The sequence below is a fragment of the Actinomadura verrucosospora genome (genome assembly GCF_039540335.1).
GTDB classification, from domain to species: Bacteria; Actinomycetota; Actinomycetes; order Streptosporangiales; family Streptosporangiaceae; genus Spirillospora; species Spirillospora verrucosospora.
This window is the reverse complement of the sequence record NZ_BAABEV010000006.1, coordinates 189,429-213,610: the sequence shown is the minus strand read 5'-3', so window position 1 is coordinate 213,610 and position 24,182 is coordinate 189,429. Positions and strand designations below refer to the sequence as shown.

Sequence of the window (24,182 nt, the reverse complement as noted above, 5' to 3'; positions counted from 1 at the left end):
GGGCCCCGTGCTGGGGTGCCGGTCACACGAACTTCTGGAGGGGCGCATGGCGAACGGGACCCTCGCGGTCCGCGGGCTGTCGGTGACCTACGGGCGGGCGGTGCGGGCCCTGCGCGAGGTCTCGCTGGACGTCCCGGCGGGATCGGTCACGGCCGTCCTCGGCGCGAACGGGGCCGGCAAGACGACCCTGCTCCGCGCGATCTCGGGCACGCTGCCGTTCCACCGCGGCGCGGTGGACGCGGGCACGGTCCGGCTCGGCGAGCGGTCCCTGGTCGGCCTGCACCCCGCCACCGTCGTGGCGGCCGGGGTCGTGCAGGTCCCGGAGGGCCGCCGGGTGTTCGGCCGGCTCAGCGTCGAGGAGAACCTGCGGGCGGGCGCGCTCGGCGCGCCGAGCAGGTCCGACGCCGCGAAGGCCCGCGCGCGGGTGCTCGCGCTGTTCCCGCTGCTGGCGGAGCGGGCGCGCCAGCGGGCGGGGCTCCTGTCGGGCGGTGAGCAGCAGATGCTCGCGATCGGGCGGGCGCTGATGGCGTGCCCGGCCGTGCTGCTGCTGGACGAGCCGACGCTCGGGCTCGCCCCGATGATGGCCGAGCGCATCGCCGAGACCGTCCGGGAGATCAACCTGCAGGGCACGGCGATCCTGCTGATCGAGCAGAACGCGGCGCTGGCGCTGGAGCTGTCGTCGTCCGCGCACGTGCTGGAGGTCGGCGCGGTGACGCTGCGCGGGCCGTCGGCGGAGCTGGCGGCGAGCGACGAGGTCAGGCGCCGCTACCTCGGCGTCGGCGGCGCGGACGCCGCGGCCCCCGAGGCCGGGGACGGGCCCTCGCTGGAGCGGTGGTCCGCCAGATGAGCGGCGCGGAGGCGGGCGAGCTGCGCGTCAGCGGGCTCACGGTGCGGTTCGCGGGGCTGACCGCGCTGGACGGCGTGGGCTTCTCCGTCGAGCCCGGCAGCGTCCACGCGCTCATCGGCCCGAACGGCGCGGGCAAGTCGACGTGCTTCAACGTCCTGTCCGGCGTCTACCGGGCGAGCGAGGGCAGCGTGCGGTTCGGCGGGGCGGAGCTGACCGCGCTGCCGCCGCACCGGATCGCGGGCCTCGGCGTCGCCCGGACGTTCCAGAACATCGCGCTGTCGCGGCACCTGTCCGTCGAGGACAACCTCATGCTCGGGCGGCACCGCCTCACCCGGGCCGGGTTCGTGTCGGCGGGCCTGCGGCTGCCGCGGGCGCGCCGCGAGGACGCGCGGCACCGGGACCGGGTCCGCGACATCGCCGCGTTCGTCGGCGTCGCCGAGCACCTCGACGCGCCCGTCGGGCTGCTGTCCTACGGCGTGCGCAAGCGGGTCGAGCTGGCCCGCGCGCTCGCGATGGAGCCCCGGCTGCTGCTCCTGGACGAGCCGGTGGCCGGGATGAACGGCGCGGAGCGGCGGCGGATGGCCGAGGTCATCTTCCGCGCCCGCGCCGACCTCGGCCTCTCGGTCCTGCTGGTCGAGCACGACATGGGGATGGTCATGCGGCTGGCCGACGAGGTCACCGTCCTGGACTTCGGCAGGCGCATCGCGGGCGGCGCGCCCGCGGCGGTGCAGCGCGACCCGGCCGTGATCCGCGCCTACCTCGGCGCCGCGCACGCGCCCGCGGGCGCCCCCGAATCGGAGGGAAATCCTTGAGCACGTTCATCGAGCTGGTGGTCAACGGGGTCTCGGCGGGGTCGGTGTACGCGCTGATCGCCCTCGGCTTCGTGATCATCTTCAGGGCCACCGAGGTGGTCAACTTCGCGCACGCCTCGCTGCTGCTGGCGGGCGGCTACGTGACCGCGGTGCTGCACGACGACATCGGGTTCCTGCCGGCGCTCGGCGCGGGCGTCGCGGCGGCGGCCGCCGCGGGCGCCCTGGTGGAGCTGCTGGTGCTCCGGCGCGCCCGGGTGGAGGACCGGTCCGTGCTGGCGATCGTCACGATCGGCGTCGACATCGTGCTGACCACCGCGCTGACGCGGGAGATCGGCACCCGGGTCCTGTCGCTCGGTGACCCGTGGGGCGACAGGATCGTCGAGGTCGCGGGCGTCGGCATCGCGCAGACGCGGATCGCCGCGTTCGCGACCGCGGCCGTCCTGATCGCCGCGTTCCTGCTGGCGTTCCGCCTCACGCCCTGGGGGGTGGCGATGCGGGCGGCGGCCGAGGACGGCGAGACGGCCGCGCTCATGGGCGTCCGGCTGGGCCGCGTGTCGTTCGCCGCGTGGGCGATCGCGGGGGCGCTCGCGGCGGTGGCGGCGCTGTTCCTGACCGTGTTCCCCACCCCCGGCCTCGACCGCGCCACCTCGTTCGCCGCGATGAAGGCCTTCCCGGCCGCGATCCTCGGCGGCCTCGACTCCACGACGGGCGCGCTCGTCGGCGGCCTCGCCGTCGGGCTCACCGAGTCGCTCGTGACGGGCTACCAGGGCGAGCTGGCGTTCCTCGGGCGCGGCATCGGCGACGTGGCGCCGTTCCTGGTGATGCTCGCGGTGCTGCTCGTGCGTCCCGCCGGGCTGTTCGGGACGAGGGAGCTGTCGCGTGTCTGACGCCCGGATCCGGTACGCGGCCGCCGCCGCGTCCACCCTCGTCCTGCTGGCCCTGCCGTTCTACCTCGACGCGTTCTGGCTCCAGACGGGCCTGTTCGCGATGTCGGCGGCGGTCGGCGCGATCGGCCTGAACCTGCTGACCGGCGCCACCGGGCAGCTGTCGATGGGGCACGCCTTCTTCCTCGCGGTCGGCGCGTACGGGTACGTCTACCTGGCGTCCGGCTCGGGGCCGAAGCTCGCGGGCCTCGGGCTGCCGACCCCGCTGGCGTTCCTCGGCGCGATCCTGCTCGCGGGCGTCGCGGGCGGGCTGTTCAGCCCCATCGCCGGACGGCTGCGCGGCACCTACCTCGGCATCGCCTCCCTCGCGCTGATCTTCATCGGGCAGCACCTGCTGTTCAACGCCGAGAGCGTCACCGGCGGGTTCAACGGCCGGGACGTCCCGCCGCTGGAGATCGCCGGGTTCCGCTTCGACGACGCCCCGGAGCTGGTGGTGTTCGCCGTCCCGCTCGGCGCGCTGGAGCGGCTGTGGTTCCTCGCCGTCGCGCTGCTGGTCCCGGCCGTGTGGATCGCGCGCGGCATCCTGCGCGGACGGCCGGGGCGGGCCCTCAACACCGTCCGCGACCACGAGGTCGCGGCGGCGGTCATGGGCGTCCCGGTGGCCCGCTACCGGGCCGGCGTGTTCGTGCTGTCGTCGATGTACGCGGGCGCGGCCGGGGCGCTGCTCGCGCTGGCGTTCCGGCGGACCGTCCCCGACTACTTCGGCATGTTCCTGTCCCTGGACTACCTCGCCATGATCGTCATCGGCGGGCTCGGCACCGCGGCCGGGGCCGTCGCGGGCGCGGTGTTCGTCTCCGTCCTGCCCCAGCTCCTCACCCGTTTCGGCGACGACCTGCCCCTCGTCGCCGCCCCGGGCTCGGGCGGCGTCTCCCCCGCCGAGGCCGCCCGGATCCTGTACGGCGCCGCCGTCGTCGCCGTCGTGCTCTTCCTCCCCGGCGGCCTGACCGGGGCGTGGACGCGGCTGCGCACCGCCGCGTCCCGGCGCCGGGCCTCCCGTCCCCTCACCCGATTCGAGCAAGAGGAGCAAGCGATATGAAGCGCATCCCCAGGTTCGGCCCGGCGCGTCTTGCCGTGGTCGCGCTTGCCGTGGCGCTGCCGCTGGGCATGGCGTCGGGCTGCAGCGGCAAGGCGTCCGGCGGGTCCGGCGGCACCGGTTCGGACGGTGTGAAGACCGGGCCCGGCGTCACCGACGGCACGATCCGCGTCGGCGTCGAGACCGACCTGACCGGCGTGTACGCGCCGCTCGGCAAGAGCCTCACCCAGGCGCAGCGGATGTACTTCGAGCAGCTGAACGCCCAGGGCGGCGTCTGCGGGCGCAAGGTCGAGCTGGTCGTCCGCGACCACGGCTACGACGTGCAGAAGGCCGTCGCCGGGTACAGCGAGATGCAGTCGAGCGTCATCGGCATCGCCCAGTTCGTCGGCTCGCCGATGGTGACGGCGCTCAAGGGCCGCATCGAGGCCGACAAGATGTTCGTCATCCCGAACGCCTGGTCGACGACGCTGCTCGGCAGCAGGTACATCCAGGTCACCGGCACCACCTACGACGTCGACATGATCAACGCCCTGGACTTCCTCACCCGGGAGAAGGGCATCGCCAAGGGCGACAAGGTCGGGCACGTGTACTTCGAGGGCGACTACGGCGAGAGCGCGCTCGCCGGGGCGAAGTACGCGGCGGGCGAGCTCGGCCTGACGCTCGTCGAACAGAAGATCAAGGCGACCGACAACGACATGTCCGCCCAGGTCGCGGCGCTGAAGAGCGCGGGCGTCAAGGCGATCCTGATGAGCGCCGGGCCCCGGCAGTCGGCGTCGCTTGCGGGCCTCGCCCGGGCCAAGGGCATGGCGGCGCCGATCGTGGCGAGCAACTCCGGGTTCTCCCCGCAGCTCCTGCAGACCGCGGCCGCGCCCGCGCTGCTGAAGGACTTCTACCTCGCCAGCGCGGGCGCGCCCATCTCGTCCGGCCTGGCGCCGATCAAGAAGCTGGCGGACGACTACGGGAAGAAGTACCCGGGGCAGCCGCGCGACAGCGCCGTCGTCAACGGGTACACGGGCGCGGTCATCTTCGCGGACGCGCTGAAGAAGGCGTGCGCGGCCAAGGACCTCACCCGCGAGGGACTGATCACCGCGCACCGGTCCACCACCGCCCACGACGGCGGCTACGGCACGCCGATGGACTTCTCCAAGGTGGACGAGCCCGGGACCCGCAAGACCTACATCCTGCGGACGGACGCCAAGGCGCTCGGCGGGCTGGTCGTCGAGCGGCAGCCCACGGAGTCGGAGGCGGCCGGGAAGTACAAGGTCCCGGCGGGGGCCTGAGGATCGCCGGGACGCGGGGCCCGGCCCGCGGTCAGCCTTCGGAGACCAGGCGCGCCGCGACCCGGTCGAGGACCGCGAGGTCCTCGGCCGGGAGGTCGTAGAGCGACGGCGGCGGGGTGTCCAGGATCCGCTCGGCCTCGGCCGCCGCGGCCCGCCCCGCCGCCGTCGCGGTCACGATCTTGGATCGGCGGTCGGCGGGGTTCTCGGTCCGCTCGACCAGGCCCCGCCCGACCAGGTCGTCCACCACGAGGGTGACGTAGGGGCGGTCGGTGAGGAGCCTCTCGGCGAGGTCGCGCAGCGTCAGCGGCGCACTCGCCGCGGCGACGTACCGCAGCGCCTTGACCCGGAAGAAGCTCATGCCGAGCGCGTCGGTGACCTCCCGCCGCCGGTCGCCGCGCTCGTGCAGCAGGACCCGCAGGTTGTGCCACGCCCGCGCGGCGGCGTCGGCGTGCTGGACTGCGGGCTCGGTCATCGCGCACTCGCTCCCGTCACATCGCGTGCGTCCGGCGCCGTCTCGTCGCCGCCGAACAGGCCGGCCGTGCGCGCCGCGCTGCGGGCGGCCCGCCGGCCCGTGGTGGCCGTGCCGAGCACCAGGACGGCGCCGGCGCATCCGGCGAGGATCCAGTATGCCGGTCGGGCGGCCGACACGAAGGCGTCCGCGGCGGGGTGCGCCGCGGACGTCCCGGCGGCGAGCACGGCTCCGATCACCGCGACGCCGAGCGCCTGCCCGATCTGCCGGCTGGTGGAGGCGACCGCCGCGGCGACGCCCGCCTGGGCGCGCGGCATGCCCGACACGGCGGTGTTCGTGATGGGCGAGTTCAGCATGCCGAACCCGAGACCGAACAGCACGTACGCGGCGAAGAGCGTGACGTCGCTGGTCTCGGCGTCGAACGCGGCGAACAGCAGGCCGCTGGCGAGCATCGCCGCCCCCGCGATCTGGAGCGGGAGCCGCGGGCCGCGGCCGCCGACGAGCCGTCCCGACAGCGGGGCGGACGCGGCGGTCATCGCCGCCATGGGCAGCAGGAACAGCCCCGCGTGCAGCGCCGACAGCCCGCGCACGTTCTGCAGGTAGAGGGTGTTGAGGAAGAGGAATCCGCCGAGCGCGGCGAACCCGCTGACCGCGATGACCGTCGCGCCCGAGAACGGGACGCTGCGGAAGAACCGCAGGTCGATCAGCGGCTCGGGGGTGCGCAGCGCGTGGACGACGAACCCGGCGAGGGACGCCGCGGCGACGATCGCGGCGCCGGAGACGGCGGGGTCGGCCAGGCCGCGGCCGGGCGCCTCGATGATCGCGTAGGTCAGCGTCCCGAGCAGCAGGATCATGAACGCCTGGCCGAGCGGATCGGGACGGCGGGGGCGCGGGGCGCGCGACTCGGGGACGAACAGCGCGGTCAGCACCAGCGCGGCGAGCCCGATCGGCACGTTCAACCAGAAGATCGACCGCCAGCCGACCGAGTCGACCAGCACTCCCCCGACCAGCGGTCCCATCGCCATGCTGAGCCCGACGACGGCGCCCCAGACGCCGATGGCGCGGGCCCGCTCGCGCGGCCCGGTGAACACGTTCGTGATGATCGACATCGCGACGGGGTTGAGCATCGACCCGCCGACCGCCTGCACCACCCGGGCGGCGACGAGCCAGCCGAGCGACGGCGCGAGGCTGCACAGCACCGACCCGACGGAGAAGAGCGCGAGCCCCGTCTGGAACACGCGGCGCCGCCCGATCCTGTCGGCGGTCGAGCCGGAGAGCAGCAGCAGGGACGCCAGGACGATCAGGTACGCGTCGATCGTCCACTGGAGGCCCGACAGCGAGCTGTGGAAGTCGCGCTGCAGCGACGGGAGCGCGACGTTCAGGATCGTGTTGTCCAGGCTGACGATGAGCAGGCTCAGGCAGCAGATGGCCAGTACCGCCAGCCGGCGCCGGGGACTGAGTTCGGGCACGCCGCCTCCGATCGTTATAGCCCTACAACCATTAGAAGGCTACAACGATTCCGGGCGTGCCCCCGCCGGGCGGCGGGCGCTAGCGCGGGGCGGCGATGCGGGCGCGGGCCGCCGGGACGACCAGCGGGGTCCCGGTCTCCGGGCAGTCGATCACCCGGCACGGCAGCCGGAAGACCTGCTCCACCAGGTCGGCGGTGACGACGGCGGACGGGTCGCCCTCCGCCGCGATCCGGCCGTCCCGCATCGCGATCATGTGCGTGGCGTAGCGGGCGGCGTGATTGAGATCATGCAGGACGGCGACGACCGTCCGGCCCTCCTCGTGCAGCCGCGCGCACAGGTCGAGCACCTCGATCTGGTGCGCGATGTCCAGGTAGGTCGTCGGCTCGTCCAGCAGCAGCAGCGGCGTCTGCTGGGCGAGCACCATGGCGATCCAGACCCGCTGCCGCTGTCCGCCCGACAGCTCGTCCACATGCCGGTCGGCGAGGTCCCCGACGCCGGTCGCGGCCATCGACTCGGCGACGACCCGCTCGTCCTCCCTGGACCACTGCCGCAGCAGGCTCTGGTGCGGGTACCGGCCGCGCGAGACCAGGTCGGCGACCGTGATCCCCTCCGGCGCGATGGACGACTGCGGCAGCAGCCCGAGCGTGCGCGCGAGCTTCTTGGCGGGCCAGTCGGCGATGGGGCGGCCGTCCAGCACGACCGTCCCGGCGGAGGGCCTGAGGATCCGCGCCAGCGCGCGCAGCAGCGTCGACTTGCCGCACGCGTTCGGTCCCACGATCACCGTGAACGAGCCCTCGGGGACCGCCACGTCGAGGTCCTCGGCGATGGTGCGCTTGTCGTAGGCCAGGGTGAGCCCGGCGCCGGCGAGCCGCGCGGTCGCGTCCTTCATCACATCCGTCCCGTCTTGCGTTCGGTCACGAGGAGCCAGACCAGGTACCCGCCGCCGAGCAGCCCGGTCACCACGCCGACCGGGAGCTGGTGGCCGGGGAAGCCGCGCTGCGCCGCCCAGTCGGCGGCCGCCATCAGCGCCGCGCCCATGCACGCCGCCGGCAGCAGGTTGGGGCCCGCCGTCCGGGTGAGGCGGCGGGCGAGCTGCGGTGCGGTCAGCGCGACGAACGACACCGGCCCGGCCGCCGCCGCGGCGAGCGCCGTCAGCAGCACGGCCGCGGCCAGCAGCAGCACCCGGACCCGCTCGATGGGCACGCCGAGCCCGTGCGCCGCGTCGTCGCCCATCTCCAGCATCCGCAGCGCCCGCCCGCAGCCGGCGAGGACGAGCGGGCCGAGCACGGCGAGCGCCGCGATGACCGGCGCGGCGTCCGCCCAGTCGCGGCCGTCCAGGCTGCCGGTCAGCCACAGCACGGCGCGGGCCGCGTCGGTGATCTTCGCCTGGGTGATCAGGTAGCCGTTGACGCCGGTGAGGATCGCGGCGACGCCGATGCCGACGAGGATGAGCCGCTGCCCGTGCGCGCCGTGCCGTCCGGCCACCAGGTACACGACCAGGCCGGTGAGCAGGCCCCCGCCGGCCGCGCCGGCCGCGACCGCGACGCTGCCGGCGCCGGTCAGCACGATCACGGCGAGCACGCCGGTCGCGGCGCCCTGGCTGAAGCCGAGGATGTCGGGGCTGCCGAGGGGGTTACGGACCAGCGACTGGAAGATCGCGCCCGCCAGCCCGAGCGCGGCGCCGACCGCGAGCCCGGCCGCCACGCGCGGCAGCCGGATCTCGTTCACGATGACCGAGTCGGCGGGCGATCCCCGGCCCGCCAGGGTCCGCACGACGTCGGCGGGGCTGATCGGGAAGTCGCCGCTGCCGATGAGGAGCACGCCCGTCCCGAGCGCGACGGCGAGGCAGAGCGCCGCGACGGCGAGAGCGCGCGGCCGGAACCGGAACGACACCGCGGGCGTCCGGACGACGGCGAAACGCGGCCCCCTGCTCATGAGCGCGACCTCCCGGCCCGGCGGACGAAGTACAGGAAGACCGGCCCGCCGGCCACGACCATCACCACGCCGACCTGGAGTTCGGACGGGCGCACCACGACGCGCCCGAAGACGTCCGCCGCGAGCATCAGGGCGGGCGACAGGACCGCGCAGAACGGGATCAGCCGGCGCAGGTCGGGCCCGGTCAGGGCGCTGACGAGGTGCGGCACCATCAGCCCCACGAAGATGATCGGCCCGCACGCCGCCGTCGCCGCGCCGCACAGCAGGGTGACGGTGACGATCGCGGTGATCCGGACGCGTCCCGGGTCGGCGCCGAGCGCGCGGGCGGCGTCCTCGCCCATCGCCATCGCGTTCAGCGGGCGCGCCAGCAGCAGCGCGGCGACCAGCCCGACCAGGACGAACGGCGCGACGCGGACGACGGTGTAGCCCTGCGCGGAGGCGAGCGACCCGACCGTCCAGAAGCGCATCCGGTCGAGGGACGCGGTGTCGAGCAGCTGCACCGCGCTCACGTACGAGAAGAGGGCGGCGTTCAGCGCGGAGCCCGCGAGGGCGAGCCGGGCCGGGGTGGCGGCGCGCCCGCCCCCGACCGCGTAGAGCAGCACCGCGACGGCGCCCGCTCCGGCGAACGCGAACCACACGAACCCGGTGAACGAGGTGACGCCGAGGAAGGAGATGGCCGACACGACCGCGGCGGCGGCGCCCGCGTTGATGCCGAGAAGGCCGGGGTCGGCGAGCGGGTTGCGGGTGAGCGACTGCATCACCGCGCCGGCGAGACCGAGCGCCGTCCCCGCGAGGAGCCCGAGCAGGGTGCGCGGCAGGCGCATCTCGTGGACGAGCGTGTACGCCGCCGAATCAGCGTGGAACAGCCCGTCCCACACCTGTCCGGGCGGCAGCGGCTTCGCTCCGACGCCGAGGCTCAGCACGACGGCGGCGAGGAGGAGCAGCGCGCCGACGAGTCCGGCGGCCCATCGCGCGCCCTGCGGTCGCCGGGCTGCCGCCGGCTCCGCGGGCGGTGTGACCGGCGGCGACTTCGTCGTCAACACGTGGGGGGCTCCGGGGGACGGCCGGGGACCACGTGACGGTCCCCACTCTGGACAAGATCTTAGGTTAGGTTAACCTAAGCTCCCATCGGCCGACCATCCGGCCATGCAACTTGATTTGGGAGAACGTCGGAGATGTCGAACATCGGGGCACAGCACCTCACCCGCCGCGGCCTGCTCGGCGCGGGCGGCGCCCTCGCCCTCGGGGCGCTCGTCAGCGCGTGCGGAGGCGGTGACGACGCGAGCGGCACGGCCTCGCCGGGCGGCGGCGCCTGGACGTTCACCGACGACCGCGGCACCCGCGTGCGGCTCAAGGCGCGCCCGCAGCGCGTCGTCGGCTACGTCGGCACCGCCGCCGCCCTCTACGACTTCGGCGTGGACCGCCAGATCGTCGGCGTGTTCGGCCCGACGAAGCTCAAGGACGGCAGGCCCGACCCCCAGGCCGGGAACCTGCCCGTCGACCGCCTGGAGATCATCGGCAACGCCTACGGCGAGTTCAACATCGAGAAGTACGCGGCGCTGCGCCCCGAGCTCCTCGTCGACAACATGTTCGTGCCGGGCGACCTGTTCTACGTCCCGGCCGAGAGCAAGGACAAGATCTTCGCGCTGGCGGACTCGGTCGCCATCTCCACCGGCGCCGTCGCGCTGCCGAAGCCGATCGAGCGCACCGCCGCCCTCGCCGCCGCGCTCGGCGCCGACCCGAAGTCGGCGAAGGTGACCGCCGCCAAGGCCAGGTTCGACAAGGCCGCCGAGGCGTTGCGCGCGGCGGCCAAGGCGAAGCCGGGGCTGAAGGTGCTGGCGGCGTCCGCGAGCCCCGACCTCTTCTACGCCTCCAGCCCGGGGAAGAACACCGACCTCATCTACTTCAAGGAGCTCGGCGTCGACCTGATCGTCCCGGAGAAGCCGGGCAAGGACGGCTACTTCGAGGAGCTGAGCTGGGAGAACGCCGACAAGTACACGGCGGACGTCATCATGCTCGACTCCCGCACGCAGGCGCTCCAGCCCAAGGACCTCGGGTCGAAGCCGTCGTGGAAGGACCTGCCCGCCGTGAAGGCGAACCAGGTCATCGCGTGGCAGCCCGAGCCCCGCTTCTCCTACGAGGGCTGCGCGCCGATCCTCGAAGCGCTCGCCGCGTCCCTCCGGTCGGCGAAGAAGACGGGCTGAGGCCGCGATGCCGAAGACCCCGGCGCACCCGTACGCCTTCTTCGACCTGCACGTGCTGCGGTCCGAGCGGCTCGGCCCGTCCATGGCCCGCATCACCTTCGGCGGCGCGTCCGTGGACGGCTTCGTCACCGGCGGGCGCGACCAGCGGTTCAAGATCTTCCTTCCGCACCCCCACCAGGACGCCCCCGTGATGCCGCGCGACAGCGGCGGCGACACGTGGTTCGCCGACTGGCGGGCGCTCGACCCGGCCGTGCGCGGCATCATGCGGTCCTACACCGTCCGCGACAAGCGCCCCGGCGAGCTGGACGTCGACTTCGCGCTGCACATGGACGGCGCGTCCGGCCCGGCCGCCCGCTGGGCCGCGGCGGCGGGCCCCGGCGACCGCGTCACCGTCCTCGGCCCGACCGGCCCCGACAACGGCGGCTACGACTTCCGGCCGCCGCCCGGCGCCCCCGTCGTCATGGCGGGCGACCTGACCGCGCTGCCCGCCATCGCCGGCAACCTCGCCTGGCTGCCCGCCGGGACGCCCGCGCAGGTCTGGATCGACGTCCCGGATCCCGGCGACCGGCAGGACCTGCCGACCGCCTCCGAGGCGCGGATCTCCTGGGTCTCCCCCGGCGGCCTGCTCGACGCCGTGCGCGCGGCGGCGGTCCCGGACGGCGCCTACGCGTGGATCGCGGGCGAGTCCGCCGTGGTCAAGGCGCTGCGGCGGCACCTGGTGAACGAGCGCGGCCTGGATCGCCGCGCCGTCACCTTCACCGGCTACTGGCGGCGCGGCGCCACCGAGGAGGACCTGCTCGCCGAGGTCGTCGCCGGCGGCAGCCCCGCCACCGAGGAGTGAGCGCGGTCAGGGCTCGCGGCCGGTCTCGTCGATGGTGAGGACGGACCGGTCGAGGACGCCGGCGCGGTAGGCGGCGGCGCCGATCGTCTGGGCCGCGACGGGCGCGGTGATCAGCTGGAAGACCGCGACCAGCAGCAGCGGGGCGGCGGCCGCGACGGAGCCCGCCTGGGGCGCGGCGCCCGCGAGGACGAGCACGAGCCCGATCGTCTGCGGCTTGGTCGCGGCGTGCAGCCGGGTGAGCAGGTCGGGGAACCGCAGCACGCCGAGCGCGCCCACCGCGCAGAACGCGGCGCCCGCGGGAAGCAGGACGGCGGTGACGACGTCGCCGGCGGTCACCGGCCCTCCTCCCGCCGCGCCGCGAGGCGGGCGGCGGTGACCGACCCGACGAACCCGAGCAGCACGACGGCCACCAGGATCGTCGACAGCGCGGGCTCGCCCCGGACGGCCGAGTGCACCGCGATGCCGCTGACCAGCAGGACCGCCAGGACGTCCACGGCCATGATCCGGTCGAAGGAGGTCGGGCCGCGGACGAGCCGCGCGGCGGTCATCAGGATCGCCGCGCCCAGCAGGGTCATGGTGACGGTGTAGACGACGGTCATCCCTGTTCCTCTCTCTTCGCTGTGTCCTCGGGGGTCACGAGGGCCCGCATCAGCCTGCGCTCCGTGCGCAGCACGTCCTCGCGCGCGGCGTCGGCCTCCCGGCGGTCCCGGACCGGCATGCCGTGGATGCGCAGGATCGACCGGTCCCAGTCGAGGTCGACGAGCAGGGTGCCGGGACGCAGCGAGATGCTCGTCGTGACCACGAGCAGGACGAGCTCCGAACGCGTCCGGGCGCTCACCTCGATGACGGCGCCCCTGACCCGGCGCGGTGCGCGCAGCGCGTGCCAGCCGATGACCACGCTCGACGCGAACAGGTCCCACGCGAGTTCCGCGGCGGCCTCGGCGAGGCGCAGCGGCCGGATCCTGTTGACGAGCGGGACGGCGGGCAGCCGGCTCACCGCGTAGGCGATGACCACGGCGACGACGCCGCCCGCGACGACGAGGGCGTCGACCCGCCCCCACAGCAGCACCCAGACCGCGAGCAGCCACGCCGCCATGCCCAGTCGGGCCCCGATCCTGCGGAGCGTGCTCCTCACGGCGTCCTCCCGTCCAGCACGGCCCGCCGGTAGGCCGACGGATCCACCAGGTCGGCCGCGGCCCGCGCGCTCCACGCCGACAGCGGCCCGGCGAACAGGGCGATGAGCAGGCCCCCGGCGACCATCACGGCGGTCACGGCCTGCATGACCCGCACCCCGCCCCGCGTGTAGGGCTCGGCGGCCGGCGGCTCGCCCGCCTCCTCCGGGCGGGGGCGCCAGAACCCGAGCACCCAGATCCGCGCCATCGCCATGAGCGTGAGCAGGCTCGCGAGCACCGCGACGCCCGTGACGGCGTACGCCAGCGGACGCCCCGACCCGAGCCCCGCCTGGAACAGCGCGAGCTTCGCGACGAAACCGGACGTCGGCGGCACCCCGCTCACGCTCATCGCGGGGATGAAGAACAGCACCGCGATGAGCGCCGACAGCCGGGCGAGGCCGCCGAGCCGGTGCAGCGACGTCTCCCCCGTGCGGGCCTGGATGAGGTCGCTGACGAGGAACAGCGTCGCCTGCACGACGATGTGGTGGACGAGGTAGAGGATCGCCCCGGTGAGCCCGGCGACGCTGAACAGCGCCAGGCCGAAGAGCATGTAGCCGATGTGGCCGACGAGGGTGAACGAGAACACCCGGTGGATGTCCTCGTTCGCCAGCGCGCCGAGGGTGCCCACGACCATCGTCCCGGCGGCGAGGACGAGCATCACCCACGACCCGTGCTCGCGGGGGAACACCAGCGTCTCGACGCGGATGAGCGCGTACACCGCGGCCTTGGTCAGCAGCGCGGCGAACACGGCGGTGACCTTGGTGAGGGCGGCCGGGTAGGCGTCGGGCAGCCACAGGTGCATCGGCACGATCGCGCCCTTGATGCCGAACACCACGAGGAACAGCAGCCCGAGCGCCGTGCGGGTGCCCGCCGGGAGCGCCGGGACGCGCTCGGACAGGTCGGCGAGGTTCACCGTCCCGGCCGCCGCGTAGGTCAGGCCGAGCGCGGTGAGGAACATGATCGAGGACGTGAGGCTGACGACCGTGTAGGTCATGCCCGCCCGGAGGCGCTCGGCCGTCGGCTGGAGGGTCATCAGCACGTAGCTCGACGCGAGCATCACCTCGAACGCGACGAACAGGTTGAACAGGTCACCGGCGAGGAACACCAGGCCGACGCCGCCGGTCAGCGCCAGGTACGCGGGATGGAACACCCCCGGCTCGCTCCGGCGCTCCAGCGCGCCCGCGCCCTCCGCCACCGCGTGCAGCATGATGGCCAGCAGCACGGTGCCGGCCACCACGAGCAGCAGCGCCGACAGCCGGTCGGCGACGAGCGTGATCCCGAGCGGGGCGGCCCATCCCCCGACCTGGACGGCGACGACGCCGTCCCGGGCCACGGCGACCAGCACCGCCACGGAGGCCGCCACGGCCCCCGCCCCGACGAGCGGCGCGAGGACCCGCAGCCAGGACCGGCGGCGACGGCTGATCATCGCGAGCGCCGCGCCCAGCAGCGGCAGCGCGAACGGCAGGGGGAGCAGGACGTTCACTCGTCCTCCTCCAGCGGGTCGTGCCGCTCCGGCGGGGCGTCCCACGACGCGCGGCGGCGCTCGGCGCAGATCCGGCGGTCCTCGACGTCGTCCTGCACCTCGTCCTCGCCGAGCAGCCGCCGGCTCCGGTAGGCCAGCGCCAGCAGGAACGCCGTGACGCCGAACGTGATCACGATGGCGGTGAGCGCCATGGCCTGCGGCAGCGGGTCGGCCATCGCCCCCTCCCGCTTCCCGCCGAGCAGCGGCGGCGCGCCCGCGGCCCCGCCCGCCAGCAGCAGGACGAGGTTGGCCCCGTGCCCGAGCAGCATGAACCCGACCACGACGCGGATCAGGGACCGCTGCATCAGCAGGTCGAACCCGGCCGCGAACAGCACGGCGACGGTCAGCACGAGGACGAGCGCGGGCCCGGTCACGCCTCCTCCCCGTCCGGCTCGTCCTCCAGGCTCGCCCCGAGCGTGGTGAGGATCGTCAGCACCAGCCCGAGGACCACCAGGTACACGCCGATGTCGAAGAACAGGCTGGTCGGCACCTCGACCTCGCCGAGGACGGGCGGTGACGCGTGCCAGACCTCGCCCTGGAGGAACTCGCCGTGCGGGAAACCGCCCGCCGTCCAGCCGGCCGCGCCCGTGGCGACCGCGAGCCCGAGGCCGCCGCCGATCAGGACGCTCGGCCGCACCGGCAGCGCGGTCGCCAGCTCCCGCCGGCCGCCCGGAAGGTAGCGCAGCACGAACGCCATGCCCGCCACGAGCCCGCCCACGAACCCGCCTCCCGGGGAGCCGTGCCCCGCGACGAGGAGGTAGAGGGAGAACACCAGGATCGTCGGGCCGAGGAGCCGCGCCGCCGCCTCCAGCACCACCGAGGATCCGCCCAGCGGCGGCCGCCCCGGCGTCGCCAGCCAGCGGCTCCCCGCCTCCCCCGGGCCGCGCTCGCCGCCGGACGGGCTCGGCAGCCGCCGCCCGCTGGTCACCAGCCCGACGACGCCCATCGCCGCGACGCCCAGCACCGCGATCTCGCCGAGCGTGTCGAGCGCCCGCATCTCGACGAGGATCGCGTTCACGATGTTCTTGGCCCCCGTCTCGCTCGCGAGCCGGGCGTATCCGGGCCCGACCGGGTGGGTGTCCCGGCTCAGCGCCGCTACCACCAGGAAAAGCGCGACGAATCCGCCCAGGCCCACGCTGACCGCCCCGGCGACCGCCCTGGCCGACCCCGTGCGGCGCCTCGGCGGGTACCGGACGGGCAGCCGCCGCAGCACCAGCACCAGCATGATCAGCGAGAGGGTCTCCACGACGAAGAGCGTCAGCGCGAGATCGGGACCGCCCTGCACCACGAACAGCCCGCCGACCCCGTAGCCCGTCCCGGCGAGCAGCAGCGCGGCCGTCAGCCTCCGGCGGGCCCGCAGCGCCGCGAGCGCGCAGCCGATCACGACCACGGCGAGGACGACCTGCGCCGGGTCGTCCCACGCCCGCAGCCGGTCCCACGGAACGTCCGGCCCCGTCCCCCGGACCAGAGCCGCCATCAGCGCCGAGCCGGGCACCACCAGCGCCATCGCCCCGATCACCCCGAGGTAGAAGGGCAGCGAACCGATCTGCACGCGCGCGGTGACCCCGTGCGCCCCGGCGAGGATCCCCTCCACCGTCCCGTCGTAGCCGCGCTGCGCGTCCAGGAACCGCCACCGCGGCCGCCTGACGGGGAACGTCCGTCCGAAGAAGACGAACACCGCGGTACCCGCCACGAGCGCGGCCACGGAAAGCCACAGCGCCGATCCGAGCCCGTGCCACAGGGCGAGCTCGTACTCGCCGTCCCCGGGCAGCGTGTCCGCGTAGGGTCCGGCGAGCTTCTGCATCGCGCCAGGAGCAACGCCCAGGGCGAACCCGGCCACAGCGAGGACCACGACGGGCCCGACCAGACCCCAGTGCCCTCCAGGCGTGACCTCGGCCCGCCCGCCGAACGCACCGAACAGGAACCGCAAGCCGTAGGCCACGGTCAGCGCAGATCCCGCCACGACCCCGATGAGGACGGCGATGTCCACGCCGCCATGAGCGAAGGCCTCCAGAGCGGCCTCTTTGGCCACGAAGCCGAGGAAGGGCGGCAGCCCGATCATCGACGCCGTGGCCGCCGTGGCCGCGACCGCCAGCACCGGCAGCCGCCGCCAGGCCCCCGAGAGCCGATCGGCGCGCCGCGTCCCCGTCTCGTGCTCGACCGTCCCGACCGTGAGGAACAGCGGCGCCTTGAACAGGCCGTGGGCCAGCAGCAGTGCCGTACCCGCCAGCGCGGCCGTCCGCGTCCCGTCCCCCAGCAGGACCATCAGCAGACCGAGCTGGCTCACCGTCCCGTAGGCGAGCAGCCGCTTCAGATCATGCTGCCGCAGCGCGAGGACCCCGCCCGTCAGCAGGCTCAGCAGCCCGACCCCGACCACCAGCGGACGCCACACCCCGGCGCCGGCGAACGCGGGCGTCAGCCGCGCCACCAGGTAGACGCCGGCCTTCACCATGGCCGCGGCGTGCAGGTAGGCGCTGACCGGAGTGGGCGCCACCATCGCGGCGGGCAGCCACGCGTGCAACGGCACCTGCGCCGACTTGGCGAACGCCCCGAGCAGCACCAGCACCAGCCCGGCCGTCGCCAGGGAACCGCTCGGCGGATCGGCGGCCATCGCCGAGATCCGGTACGTCCCGGCGGTCTGTCCGAGCAGCACGAACCCGGCGAGCATGACCAGCCCGAACGCGGTGGTCGTCAGCAGCGCCTGCGCGGCCGCCCGCCGGTCCTCCGCCCGCTCCGGCCGGGTCGCGCCGATGAGCACGAACGAACTGACCGTGGTCAGCTCCCAGAACACGTACAGGACGAGCAGGTTGTCGGCCAGCACCAGGCCCGTCATCGCCCCGGCGAACGCGACCAGCGTCCCGATCATCAGCCTCTCGGGACGGTCGAAGTACCAGCCCGCGTAGCACAGGACGACGGCCCCCACCCCGCCGATCAGCAGCAGCATCACGATGGACAGCGCGTCCAGCCGGAAGTCGAACACCAGCCCGAGCTCCGGCGCCCAGTCCAGCCTCGCCGTGAGCGCGCCCCTCCCGACCCGCGCCGCGGCCCACCCGGCCGTCACCGCCGGCAGCACCGCCGCGGCGCACGCCATCACACGCCGGCGACGCCCGAGCGCCCAGGGCACGGCGACCGCGACGACGGCATAAGCGAGAACCAGCGCGAGCATGCCGCCGCAGCCCCCCTCCGCATGGCACGTCGCCTCCCACTTACCCGATCATCACCCCCGAAACGACCATCCCGCCGTATGAGAGGACCGCGACGGCACGGACTAGGGAACGCCCGAACCCCCGACGGTCTGCCGAGGGATCCGATTCGTGGGGATAATGCATGGGGCCTCACACGCTGCGGCCCCCAGGAAGATCGGCTGGCGACATGACCGACTTCGTGTTCTACCGCCTTCTCGATATCGATCCGCCTCTGCGCAAGCAGTGGCTGCTGGACAACCAGCCATCGAACATCAGCCCGTTCCACTGGTGGCTGAGCCTGGTCGAGGCAGGGGTGCGGGACGTCCGCTGGCAGCGCGCGGGATGGCCGCTCCAGAGACCGGCCGCCGATATGGAACTCGCCGCCTCGCTCATCGAGTGGGCACTGGAACAGGGGTTCCCGCTGGCGCACGCCGTCGAGGACCTCGTCTGGCTGTCGCTGGCGGCCCTGGAGGCCGGCGACGAGATCGCGGATCTGCCGGAGGTCCTCCGGCCGGACGGCATCGCCCGGCGGGTCCTCGGCGGTTTCACGATGAGCCGCCAGGAGGCGGTCGACCGCGCCGCGCATCTCCGCTCGATCCCGCTGACCGAGGACGACTTCGCCCGCCCCGGCGAGGACATCGGCGCCATGTTGCGGGCCCTGGCCCAAACCGACGAGTACCGCGACACGCATCGGCTCATCGACATGCAGCGAGCACTGACCGGCCTCGCACCCATCGTCGGCCTCATCGCGGACACCGGACTGGCGGCGGAGGTACGCGCCTGGCTCGGTGTCGTGCCCGACCTGGACTCCTACGGACCCGACCTGGCCGGCCCGCCGTGACACGTCCGGTTCGCCGTCGTCGCCTGGAGAACCGCCATGCCAGGCTGCGAGATCACAGCCTGGCATGAGCGCCGCAACCGGGACGTCCGCCGGGGGCGTCAGGAGACGGTGGTGGAGTACCCCGTCACCTCCGGTTGTTCCACCAGTCCAGCAGCTCTTTGGCCACCTTCACGATGTCCGCGACCGACATCGCGATGTCCTTGAGCATCTTGATCCTCCTGGCCCATTCCTCGAGCGAGGACCGCGTGCGCGCGATCTCCAGCTGCTCGCTCGCGCTGTAGCGATCCAGCTCATTGCGGATCATGTTCTCTTCGGAGCCCGCCATTGTTCACCCCTTGCAACTCCGTCAGCGACGGATCTCCATCGGAGAGCCTCCGCCACCACCGCACCAGAGAAAAACTGCCGAAGTCTCGCCCCGTCACTCACCGCGGAGGAACTTCAGCAGCCCCGCCCCCTTCCTGGAAGTTCCGACCCCGTCCGCACCCCTCATGACCTTTCCCCGGTACTTCTCCGGAACCCAGTCCCCCGCGGTGAACGCCTTGACGCCCGAGAATATCCAGGCGCGCTCGTCGGGAACCTTTTCCAGAAGAGCCGAGAAGAGCGGCTGGAGGTTGTACCGCCTGCCGGCGGAGACGGGCACGAACTCGACGGGCGCCCCGATCGTCCGCGAGAAACGGTCCGCCCTGTCGCGACAGATCTCCCGCATGTTCTTCAGCTGCTCGCCGGAAGGGAGGTTCACCTCGGTGTTCCAGTCGAGGGGGTCGATCAGGTCGACCTGGCTGAGACCGAAGACGATGCGGTCGTTCACTCCGAGGAGTTCCGCGATGTACTGCTGCTCCAGGGCGATCGCCCGGTTCCGGGCGGCGCTGAGCCAGAGCACGACGTCGCACTTCGGAAGCTCGCTCCGGTACATCTCCAGGTAGCCGGGGTCCTGCTCCACGCTCTCCCCGAGCCCCGGCGCGTCAACGACCCTCAGTTTCGTCCGGTGGCCGTCGACGATCCCGCCCCGCACGGTGATGCTGACGTCCTGGCTCTCGAATTCCCTCGTACAGGCCACGGTGGGGCTCGTCGGCAGCTCGGTGTTGCACAGGGTGTTCACCAGAGTGGATTTCCCGACCCCGGAAACACCGACCACGCCGATTGTCAGCGGCTTCTGCCGGAGCTCCTCCTGGAGTTCCGCGAGAACCTTCCGCCGCACTTCTTGATCTTCTTTACTCCCCATAGCCACCCGCACCCCGCAAGCCACTTGACCGAGGGACTCATAGAAGCCTGCGAAACACGCTACTCGCGCGAAGCCCGCGCGCACCGGGCGGACGACGTCCGCCTCCGGCCATAAGATCCACCGGCCCGAGCGCGCGATACGGGGAAAACACCGCCAGAGTTTTCACGGGGAAATGAGATCGAATTGGTGCCCAACTGCCGACCGGCCGCGCCCCGCCTGACATATCAGATCATTCGGAGCACCGTGCAAACCCGGTCCGTCATCGGCCCGGCGCCTTCGCCCGGAGCCCGTCCAGCATCACGCGGGTGACGGCGTCGTCCTCCCGGGCTCCAGGACGGCAGACGGCGGTGCTGAGGATCTCGACGGCCTCCACCGGGCTGATGTCATCGCGCATCGCGCCTTCCTCCTGCACCTCTCGCATGAGGTCCCGGAGGAGGCCGTCGACCTCGTCCTGCAGGGCAAGCCGCTCCTCCGGCGGCGAATCACCGTCCGCGACGGCCTTCACGAGTGCGAACGGCTGACCGGCGCAGAAGGCGACGACCCGGGTCAGCGCCTCCCAGCGCGGAAGCTCCTGACCGCGAAGCCGCCGGATCTCCGCCCCCAGGCACCGGAGCGAACTGGTCGCGATCTCCTCGACCAGTGCTCGCCGGTCGGGGAAATGCCGGTAGAGGGTCCCCACGCCGAGGCCCGCCGCCCGCGCGATCTCCTCCATGCTGACGCCGGGCCCCCGCTCGGCGAACAGGTCGAGGGCACAGGAGACGATCCGCTCGCGGTTGCGCTTGGCGTCGGCCCGCATCGTCCTCCTCCCGAGGTAACCGGAACAGAAGATTCAGGTTATCCTGCACAACCAGAACCGGAAGATCCGATTCACCTTGGAGCGGCTCATGCGCATCGGACTGTTCACCATCGCCGGACTGGCCCCCTTGGACGACCTGGTGACGCAGGCCCGCCTGGCCCGGGACACCGGGCTCGACAGCGTCTTCTTCGGGCACGCGGGCTCCTGGGACGCGCTCATGACCGCCGCGCTCGCCGGCCGCGAGGTCCCCGGCATCGAGGTGGGCACGGCGATCGTCCCGACCTACCCGCGCCACCCCCTCGCGCTGGCCAGCCAGGCGCTCACCGCACAGGCCATGACGGGCGGTCGCTTCACTCTCGGCATCGGCCCGAGCCACCCGCAGGTCATCGAAGGATCGCACGGCATCGCCTACGAACGCCCGGCGCGACACGTCCGCGAGTACCTGTCGGCCCTGCGCCCTCTGCTGCGCGGCGAGGAAGTCGACTACCGCGGCGAGACGCTGACCGCGGTAGGCACACTGGACGCACCCGGCGTGACCCCGCCGCCCGTGCTGGTGTCAGCCCTTGGTCCGGCCATGCTGCGCATCGCGGGCGAACTGGCCGACGGCACCGTGACGACCTGGGTGGGCGCCGACGCGATCGCCGACCACATCGTCCCGTCCATCACCAAGGCCGCCGAGGCCGCAGGACGCCCCGCGCCACGCGTACTGGCGGGCACCATAGTGGCCCTCACCGATGACCCGGACGCCGTCCGCCGCGACCTGGCCGACCAGCTGGGCGCCGTGTCGGACTTCCCCGCCTACCGCGCGGTCCTCGACCGTCAGGGCCTGTCCGGCGTCCACGAGACGGTCATCGCCGGAGACGAGAGAACGATCACCCGCGAACTGCGCCGCTTCGCCGAAGCAGGCGTCACCGACCTCCTCATCAGCCCCCGCGGCGAACAAGCGGACCTCCTGGCCCTGGCCGCCTCCCTACGCTGACCAAACCTCACCAATGACAAGGTGGAATGGCGTCCGACCTGGGTATCTCCGAGAGGGAAGGAAAATCTAACGGCGCATCCGAAGAGCTTCAAAGGCGGCAACCGGCAGTACACCTGAACAGAATCAGAGACCGCAACCGGGAGCCGGGGAGCGAAGCTCCCCACCGGGGGGTTCCGGGGGGTCGCCCCCCGGACTGGCACAGCGGGCCCCGGCGAAGCCGACCAAAGGTCGGCGAGCAGGCGAAGCCGCCTCGGCTCCCGCGATTGGACTCGAACCAATAACCTGCCGGTTAACAGCCGGCTGCTCTGCCGATTGAGCTACGCGGGATCGTGCGTCCGCCGGTGCCTGGCGGCCCCTGGCGGCGGGTCTAGGTTAGCGCATGTCCGGGGCTGTTCGCGCACGCGCGGGGATTGAGGCGGCGAGGGCGGGTATAGGGGGTGTCACGATTCCGCCGTCAGTAGGAGTTGGACATGAAGGCTCGCACGATGTTCATGGCAGGCGCCGCGGTCGGCTACGTCTTCGGGACGAAGGCCGGGCGCGAGCGGTACGAGCAGATCAAGCAGCTCTCCAAGCAGGTGTCGGAGAACCCGAACGTGCAGGAGGCGGCCGGGAAGATCCGGTCGAAGGGTGAGACGTTCGCCGGGGCCGCGCGGGACAAGGCGGGGCACCTGAAGGACCGGGTGCCCGAGCAGGTCACGGGCGGCCGCAAGGAGGAGCAGCCGTACCCCGGCTAGAGGCCGGTCTGACGGCGCAGGTCTTCGAGGACCTGTTCGGCCTGGGCCCGCAGGCCCGGGTCGGACGGGTCCAGCCCGGCGTCGAAGACGAACGTCCAGCGCACATCGCCGCCGGCTGCGGGGCGCCGGCCGGCGATGCGCACCTTCCCGCCTCCGGGGAGGGTCGCGTGGTGGGTGACGGCGATGGTGGCGGTGACGCGCTCCCGGACGGTCTCGGGCACCGAGCCGGGGTCGGTGAGGCGGACGTGGTGCTCGGCGCCGCCGGAGGTCTCCTTGACGTGCAGCCAGCCGTCCTTCCAGGTGGCGTGGTCGACACGCTCCCAGGGGATGCGGGTGAAGCCACCCGAGGGGGTCGGCACGTGCAGGGCGAGGAGGGTGGCGGTGACGTACGAGCCGCCGCGGGTGGGGGCCGCCGCGAGGACGCGTTCGCCGCGTTCCAGCGCGAGTTCGTCGCGGACCGCGGCGGGCAGGGGACCCCGGTTCAGGCGCATGCCCCCACGGTAGGCGATCAGGCCGCCTGGGGGGCGCGGCGGGCCCCGAGGAGGTCCAGGACGAGGGCCGCGGACCAGGCGAAGTCGTGGCTGCCGCGGCCGGTGCCGTCGAACGGGTCGAAGAACTCGCGGAAGCCGGACTGGCGGACGAGCCGCATGGTGGAGCCGTAGAGCAGGTCGGCGACGACGGGCAGGTCGTGGCCGAGGGCGCCGTACCAGACGAGCCAGTTGGTGCTGATCCAGGTGGGGCCGCGCCAGTAGCCGGCGCGGTCGAAGGCGGGCGCCTGGATGTCGCAGGTGGGGATGGGGTAGCCGGCGGCGCCGGCGAAGCGGGCCGACAGCAGCAGGTCGACGAGGTTGCGGACGATCGGGGCCGGGAGTTCGGGGTCCAGGAGGGGGCCGAAGGAGCCGGCGGTGATGACGGGGAGCAGGCGGTCGTCGCGCAGGTCGCGGGCGCGGAAGCAGCCGGTGTCGGCGTCCCAGAGGCGGTGCAGGACGGCCTCGTGGACGCGCTCGGCGCGTTCGCGGTGCGGGACGGGGTCGGCGCCGATGATCTCGGCGATGGCGGCGAGGGCGTGTGTGGAGGCCAGGTAGACGGCGTTGACGAGGGGGTCCTCGACCGCGAACGGGTGGGCGTCGCGGAGGTAGCCGGGCTGGTAGGCGGCCTCCCGCATGAGCGCGACGAGCCGCACGTAGCGGTCGTAGTCCTCGCCGGTCGGCAGGCCGTGGGAGCGCAGGCCGGGGGCGTAGGAGGACGGGGGCAGCGGGAGCGCGCCGAGGGGGCGGTCCCAGGCGGGGCTGTTGTCGAGGCCCGACTCCCAGGGGTGGCAGATGGCGATGAGGCCGCTGGAGTCCAGGTCGCGGCAGCGGGCCAGGTAGCGGTGCTGGGCGGTCAGCATCGGGTACAGGCGGGCCAGGAACGCCCGGCTGCTCTCCCCGTCGACGGCGCACTCGTGCAGGCGCAGGGCGCTGAGGGCGTGCAGCGGCGGCTGGGTGAGGGCGGAGGTGTGCACGCCCCGCGGGGCGTCGGGCTGCCGGTCGCTGCGCCACAGTTCGGGGCCGGGGAAGAAGGCGCGCCGGTCGAGCCGCGTGTTGAACACGATGTGGGGCAGCATCCCGTCCGCCCACTGGCCCCGGAACAGGGAGATCAGCTCGGCTTCGGCGCGGTCGCGGCGGTGGCGGGCCAGGCCCATGCTGATGAAGGCCGAGTCCCAGCTCCACTGGTGCGGGTAGAGGCCGGGCGAGGCGGCGGTGGCGTTGCCCGTCCAGTTCGCGTCGAGGACCCGGGCCGCGGCCTTCCACAGCGCGGTCTCGTCGCCGGTGAGACGGGAGCTCATGTGGTCCAGGTGACCTCCTCCTGGGCGAGAGAAGGGTGCACCCTTGATTGTGGCCCTAGATCGCCGTCA

Annotated in this window: 26 protein-coding genes and 1 tRNA gene; 10 read left to right on the top strand and 17 right to left on the bottom strand. The window is 73.4% G+C overall.

Annotated elements, in window-relative coordinates:
• Nucleotides 1-46 precede the first annotated feature (46 nt).
• From ABD944_RS09810 to ABD944_RS09790, 5 genes are read left to right on the top strand one after another with little or no spacing between them, the layout of a single operon-like run.
• Nucleotides 47-847, top strand: a complete 801-nt coding sequence (locus ABD944_RS09810; RefSeq protein WP_345174569.1) for an ABC transporter ATP-binding protein — start codon at nucleotides 47-49, stop codon at nucleotides 845-847.
• Nucleotides 844-1,659, top strand: a complete 816-nt coding sequence (locus ABD944_RS09805; protein ID WP_345174567.1) for an ABC transporter ATP-binding protein — start codon at nucleotides 844-846, stop codon at nucleotides 1,657-1,659. Before ABD944_RS09810 ends, ABD944_RS09805 begins: the two co-directional genes overlap by 4 nt.
• A complete protein-coding gene (locus ABD944_RS09800; RefSeq protein ID WP_345174564.1) occupies nucleotides 1,656-2,546 on the top strand; it encodes a branched-chain amino acid ABC transporter permease in 891 nt (296 codons plus the stop codon). Before ABD944_RS09805 ends, ABD944_RS09800 begins: the two co-directional genes overlap by 4 nt.
• A complete protein-coding gene (locus ABD944_RS09795) occupies nucleotides 2,539-3,639 on the top strand; it encodes a branched-chain amino acid ABC transporter permease (RefSeq protein WP_345174562.1) in 1,101 nt (366 codons plus the stop codon). The genes ABD944_RS09800 and ABD944_RS09795 overlap by 8 nt, the downstream gene beginning before the upstream one ends.
• Complete coding sequence (locus tag ABD944_RS09790; protein WP_345174560.1) at nucleotides 3,636-4,916, top strand: ABC transporter substrate-binding protein; 1,281 nt, start codon at nucleotides 3,636-3,638, stop codon at nucleotides 4,914-4,916. Before ABD944_RS09795 ends, ABD944_RS09790 begins: the two co-directional genes overlap by 4 nt.
• A gap of 31 nt (nucleotides 4,917-4,947) precedes the next feature.
• Here the strand turns inward: ABD944_RS09790 and ABD944_RS09785 are convergent, their stop codons facing one another.
• From ABD944_RS09785 to ABD944_RS09765, 5 genes are all read right to left on the bottom strand, one after another.
• A complete protein-coding gene (locus ABD944_RS09785; protein WP_345174558.1) occupies nucleotides 4,948-5,388 on the bottom strand; it encodes a MarR family winged helix-turn-helix transcriptional regulator in 441 nt (146 codons plus the stop codon).
• Nucleotides 5,385-6,854 (bottom strand): MFS transporter, encoded by a 1,470-nt coding sequence (locus tag ABD944_RS09780; protein ID WP_345174556.1) that lies wholly within the window; start codon nucleotides 6,852-6,854, stop codon nucleotides 5,385-5,387. Before ABD944_RS09780 ends, ABD944_RS09785 begins: the two co-directional genes overlap by 4 nt.
• Nucleotides 6,855-6,933: 79 nt before the next feature.
• Nucleotides 6,934-7,743: an ABC transporter ATP-binding protein gene (locus ABD944_RS09775; RefSeq protein ID WP_345174554.1), complete on the bottom strand. Its 810-nt coding sequence runs from the start codon at nucleotides 7,741-7,743 to the stop codon at nucleotides 6,934-6,936.
• Entirely contained in the window at nucleotides 7,743-8,789 is a 1,047-nt protein-coding gene (locus ABD944_RS09770) for a FecCD family ABC transporter permease (RefSeq protein ID WP_345174552.1), read from the bottom strand. Before ABD944_RS09770 ends, ABD944_RS09775 begins: the two co-directional genes overlap by 1 nt.
• A complete protein-coding gene (locus ABD944_RS09765; protein ID WP_345174550.1) occupies nucleotides 8,786-9,832 on the bottom strand; it encodes a FecCD family ABC transporter permease in 1,047 nt (348 codons plus the stop codon). The genes ABD944_RS09770 and ABD944_RS09765 overlap by 4 nt, the downstream gene beginning before the upstream one ends.
• A 132-nt stretch (nucleotides 9,833-9,964) precedes the next feature.
• Here ABD944_RS09765 and ABD944_RS09760 point away from each other — a divergent pair, with 132 nt between their 5' ends.
• Together ABD944_RS09760 and ABD944_RS09755 are read left to right on the top strand one after the other, a co-directional pair.
• Nucleotides 9,965-10,993 (top strand): ABC transporter substrate-binding protein, encoded by a 1,029-nt coding sequence (locus ABD944_RS09760; protein WP_345174548.1) that lies wholly within the window; start codon nucleotides 9,965-9,967, stop codon nucleotides 10,991-10,993.
• A 7-nt stretch (nucleotides 10,994-11,000) separates the two neighbouring features.
• Nucleotides 11,001-11,834 carry a siderophore-interacting protein gene (locus tag ABD944_RS09755; protein ID WP_345174546.1) on the top strand — a complete coding sequence of 278 codons (834 nt, stop codon included), beginning with the start codon at nucleotides 11,001-11,003 and terminating at the stop codon, nucleotides 11,832-11,834.
• Between the two features lie 6 nt (nucleotides 11,835-11,840).
• Here ABD944_RS09755 and mnhG read toward each other — a convergent pair whose 3' ends face one another.
• Genes mnhG through mbhE form a run of 6 tightly spaced genes read right to left on the bottom strand, consistent with a single transcriptional unit; the run spans nucleotide 11,841 to nucleotide 17,694 of the window.
• Nucleotides 11,841-12,170, bottom strand: a complete 330-nt coding sequence (gene mnhG / locus ABD944_RS09750; RefSeq protein WP_345174544.1) for a monovalent cation/H(+) antiporter subunit G — start codon at nucleotides 12,168-12,170, stop codon at nucleotides 11,841-11,843.
• Nucleotides 12,167-12,433: an MrpF/PhaF family protein gene (locus tag ABD944_RS09745; protein WP_345174543.1), complete on the bottom strand. Its 267-nt coding sequence runs from the start codon at nucleotides 12,431-12,433 to the stop codon at nucleotides 12,167-12,169. The genes mnhG and ABD944_RS09745 overlap by 4 nt, the downstream gene beginning before the upstream one ends.
• Nucleotides 12,430-12,969 (bottom strand): Na+/H+ antiporter subunit E, encoded by a 540-nt coding sequence (locus ABD944_RS09740; protein ID WP_345174542.1) that lies wholly within the window; start codon nucleotides 12,967-12,969, stop codon nucleotides 12,430-12,432. Before ABD944_RS09740 ends, ABD944_RS09745 begins: the two co-directional genes overlap by 4 nt.
• Entirely contained in the window at nucleotides 12,966-14,489 is a 1,524-nt protein-coding gene (locus ABD944_RS09735) for a Na+/H+ antiporter subunit D (protein WP_345174540.1), read from the bottom strand. Before ABD944_RS09735 ends, ABD944_RS09740 begins: the two co-directional genes overlap by 4 nt.
• Entirely contained in the window at nucleotides 14,486-14,902 is a 417-nt protein-coding gene (locus tag ABD944_RS09730; RefSeq protein WP_345174538.1) for a Na(+)/H(+) antiporter subunit C, read from the bottom strand. The genes ABD944_RS09735 and ABD944_RS09730 overlap by 4 nt, the downstream gene beginning before the upstream one ends.
• The gene (gene mbhE, locus ABD944_RS09725) at nucleotides 14,899-17,694 is read right to left on the bottom strand and encodes a hydrogen gas-evolving membrane-bound hydrogenase subunit E (RefSeq protein ID WP_345174535.1); all 2,796 of its coding nucleotides are present in this window, start codon (nucleotides 17,692-17,694) and stop codon (nucleotides 14,899-14,901) included. The genes ABD944_RS09730 and mbhE overlap by 4 nt, the downstream gene beginning before the upstream one ends.
• A gap of 206 nt (nucleotides 17,695-17,900) precedes the next feature.
• Between mbhE and ABD944_RS09720 the strand changes: the two genes are divergently transcribed.
• Nucleotides 17,901-18,554 carry a hypothetical protein gene (locus ABD944_RS09720; protein WP_345174534.1) on the top strand — a complete coding sequence of 218 codons (654 nt, stop codon included), beginning with the start codon at nucleotides 17,901-17,903 and terminating at the stop codon, nucleotides 18,552-18,554.
• Between the two features lie 124 nt (nucleotides 18,555-18,678).
• Here ABD944_RS09720 and ABD944_RS09715 read toward each other — a convergent pair whose 3' ends face one another.
• The 3 genes from ABD944_RS09715 to ABD944_RS09705 all read right to left on the bottom strand — a co-directional run bounded on the left by ABD944_RS09715 (nucleotide 18,679) and on the right by ABD944_RS09705 (nucleotide 20,572).
• Entirely contained in the window at nucleotides 18,679-18,879 is a 201-nt protein-coding gene (locus ABD944_RS09715; protein WP_345174533.1) for a hypothetical protein, read from the bottom strand.
• A gap of 93 nt (nucleotides 18,880-18,972) precedes the next feature.
• The gene (locus ABD944_RS09710; protein WP_345174532.1) at nucleotides 18,973-19,752 is read right to left on the bottom strand and encodes a GTPase family protein; all 780 of its coding nucleotides are present in this window, start codon (nucleotides 19,750-19,752) and stop codon (nucleotides 18,973-18,975) included.
• A 283-nt stretch (nucleotides 19,753-20,035) separates the two neighbouring features.
• A complete protein-coding gene (locus ABD944_RS09705; RefSeq protein WP_345174530.1) occupies nucleotides 20,036-20,572 on the bottom strand; it encodes a TetR/AcrR family transcriptional regulator in 537 nt (178 codons plus the stop codon).
• Nucleotides 20,573-20,660: 88 nt separating this feature from the next.
• On the opposite strand from ABD944_RS09705, the gene ABD944_RS09700 reads away from it, so the two are divergent.
• Nucleotides 20,661-21,551, top strand: coding sequence for an LLM class F420-dependent oxidoreductase (locus ABD944_RS09700; RefSeq protein ID WP_345174528.1), 891 nt, complete (start codon nucleotides 20,661-20,663; stop codon nucleotides 21,549-21,551).
• Between the two features lie 254 nt (nucleotides 21,552-21,805).
• Here the strand turns inward: ABD944_RS09700 and ABD944_RS09695 are convergent.
• Nucleotides 21,806-21,878: transfer RNA gene (locus ABD944_RS09695), tRNA-Asn, on the bottom strand.
• A gap of 143 nt (nucleotides 21,879-22,021) precedes the next feature.
• Between ABD944_RS09695 and ABD944_RS09690 the strand changes: the two genes are divergently transcribed.
• Nucleotides 22,022-22,285, top strand: coding sequence for a YtxH domain-containing protein (locus ABD944_RS09690; protein ID WP_179843081.1), 264 nt, complete (start codon nucleotides 22,022-22,024; stop codon nucleotides 22,283-22,285).
• Here the strand turns inward: ABD944_RS09690 and ABD944_RS09685 are convergent.
• Both ABD944_RS09685 and ABD944_RS09680 read right to left on the bottom strand, forming a co-directional pair.
• A complete protein-coding gene (locus tag ABD944_RS09685) occupies nucleotides 22,282-22,776 on the bottom strand; it encodes a hypothetical protein (RefSeq protein WP_345174526.1) in 495 nt (164 codons plus the stop codon). The genes ABD944_RS09690 and ABD944_RS09685 overlap by 4 nt on opposite strands.
• Nucleotides 22,777-22,793: 17 nt before the next feature.
• Nucleotides 22,794-24,113 (bottom strand): MGH1-like glycoside hydrolase domain-containing protein, encoded by a 1,320-nt coding sequence (locus tag ABD944_RS09680; RefSeq protein WP_345174524.1) that lies wholly within the window; start codon nucleotides 24,111-24,113, stop codon nucleotides 22,794-22,796.
• Nucleotides 24,114-24,182: the final 69 nt, after the last annotated feature.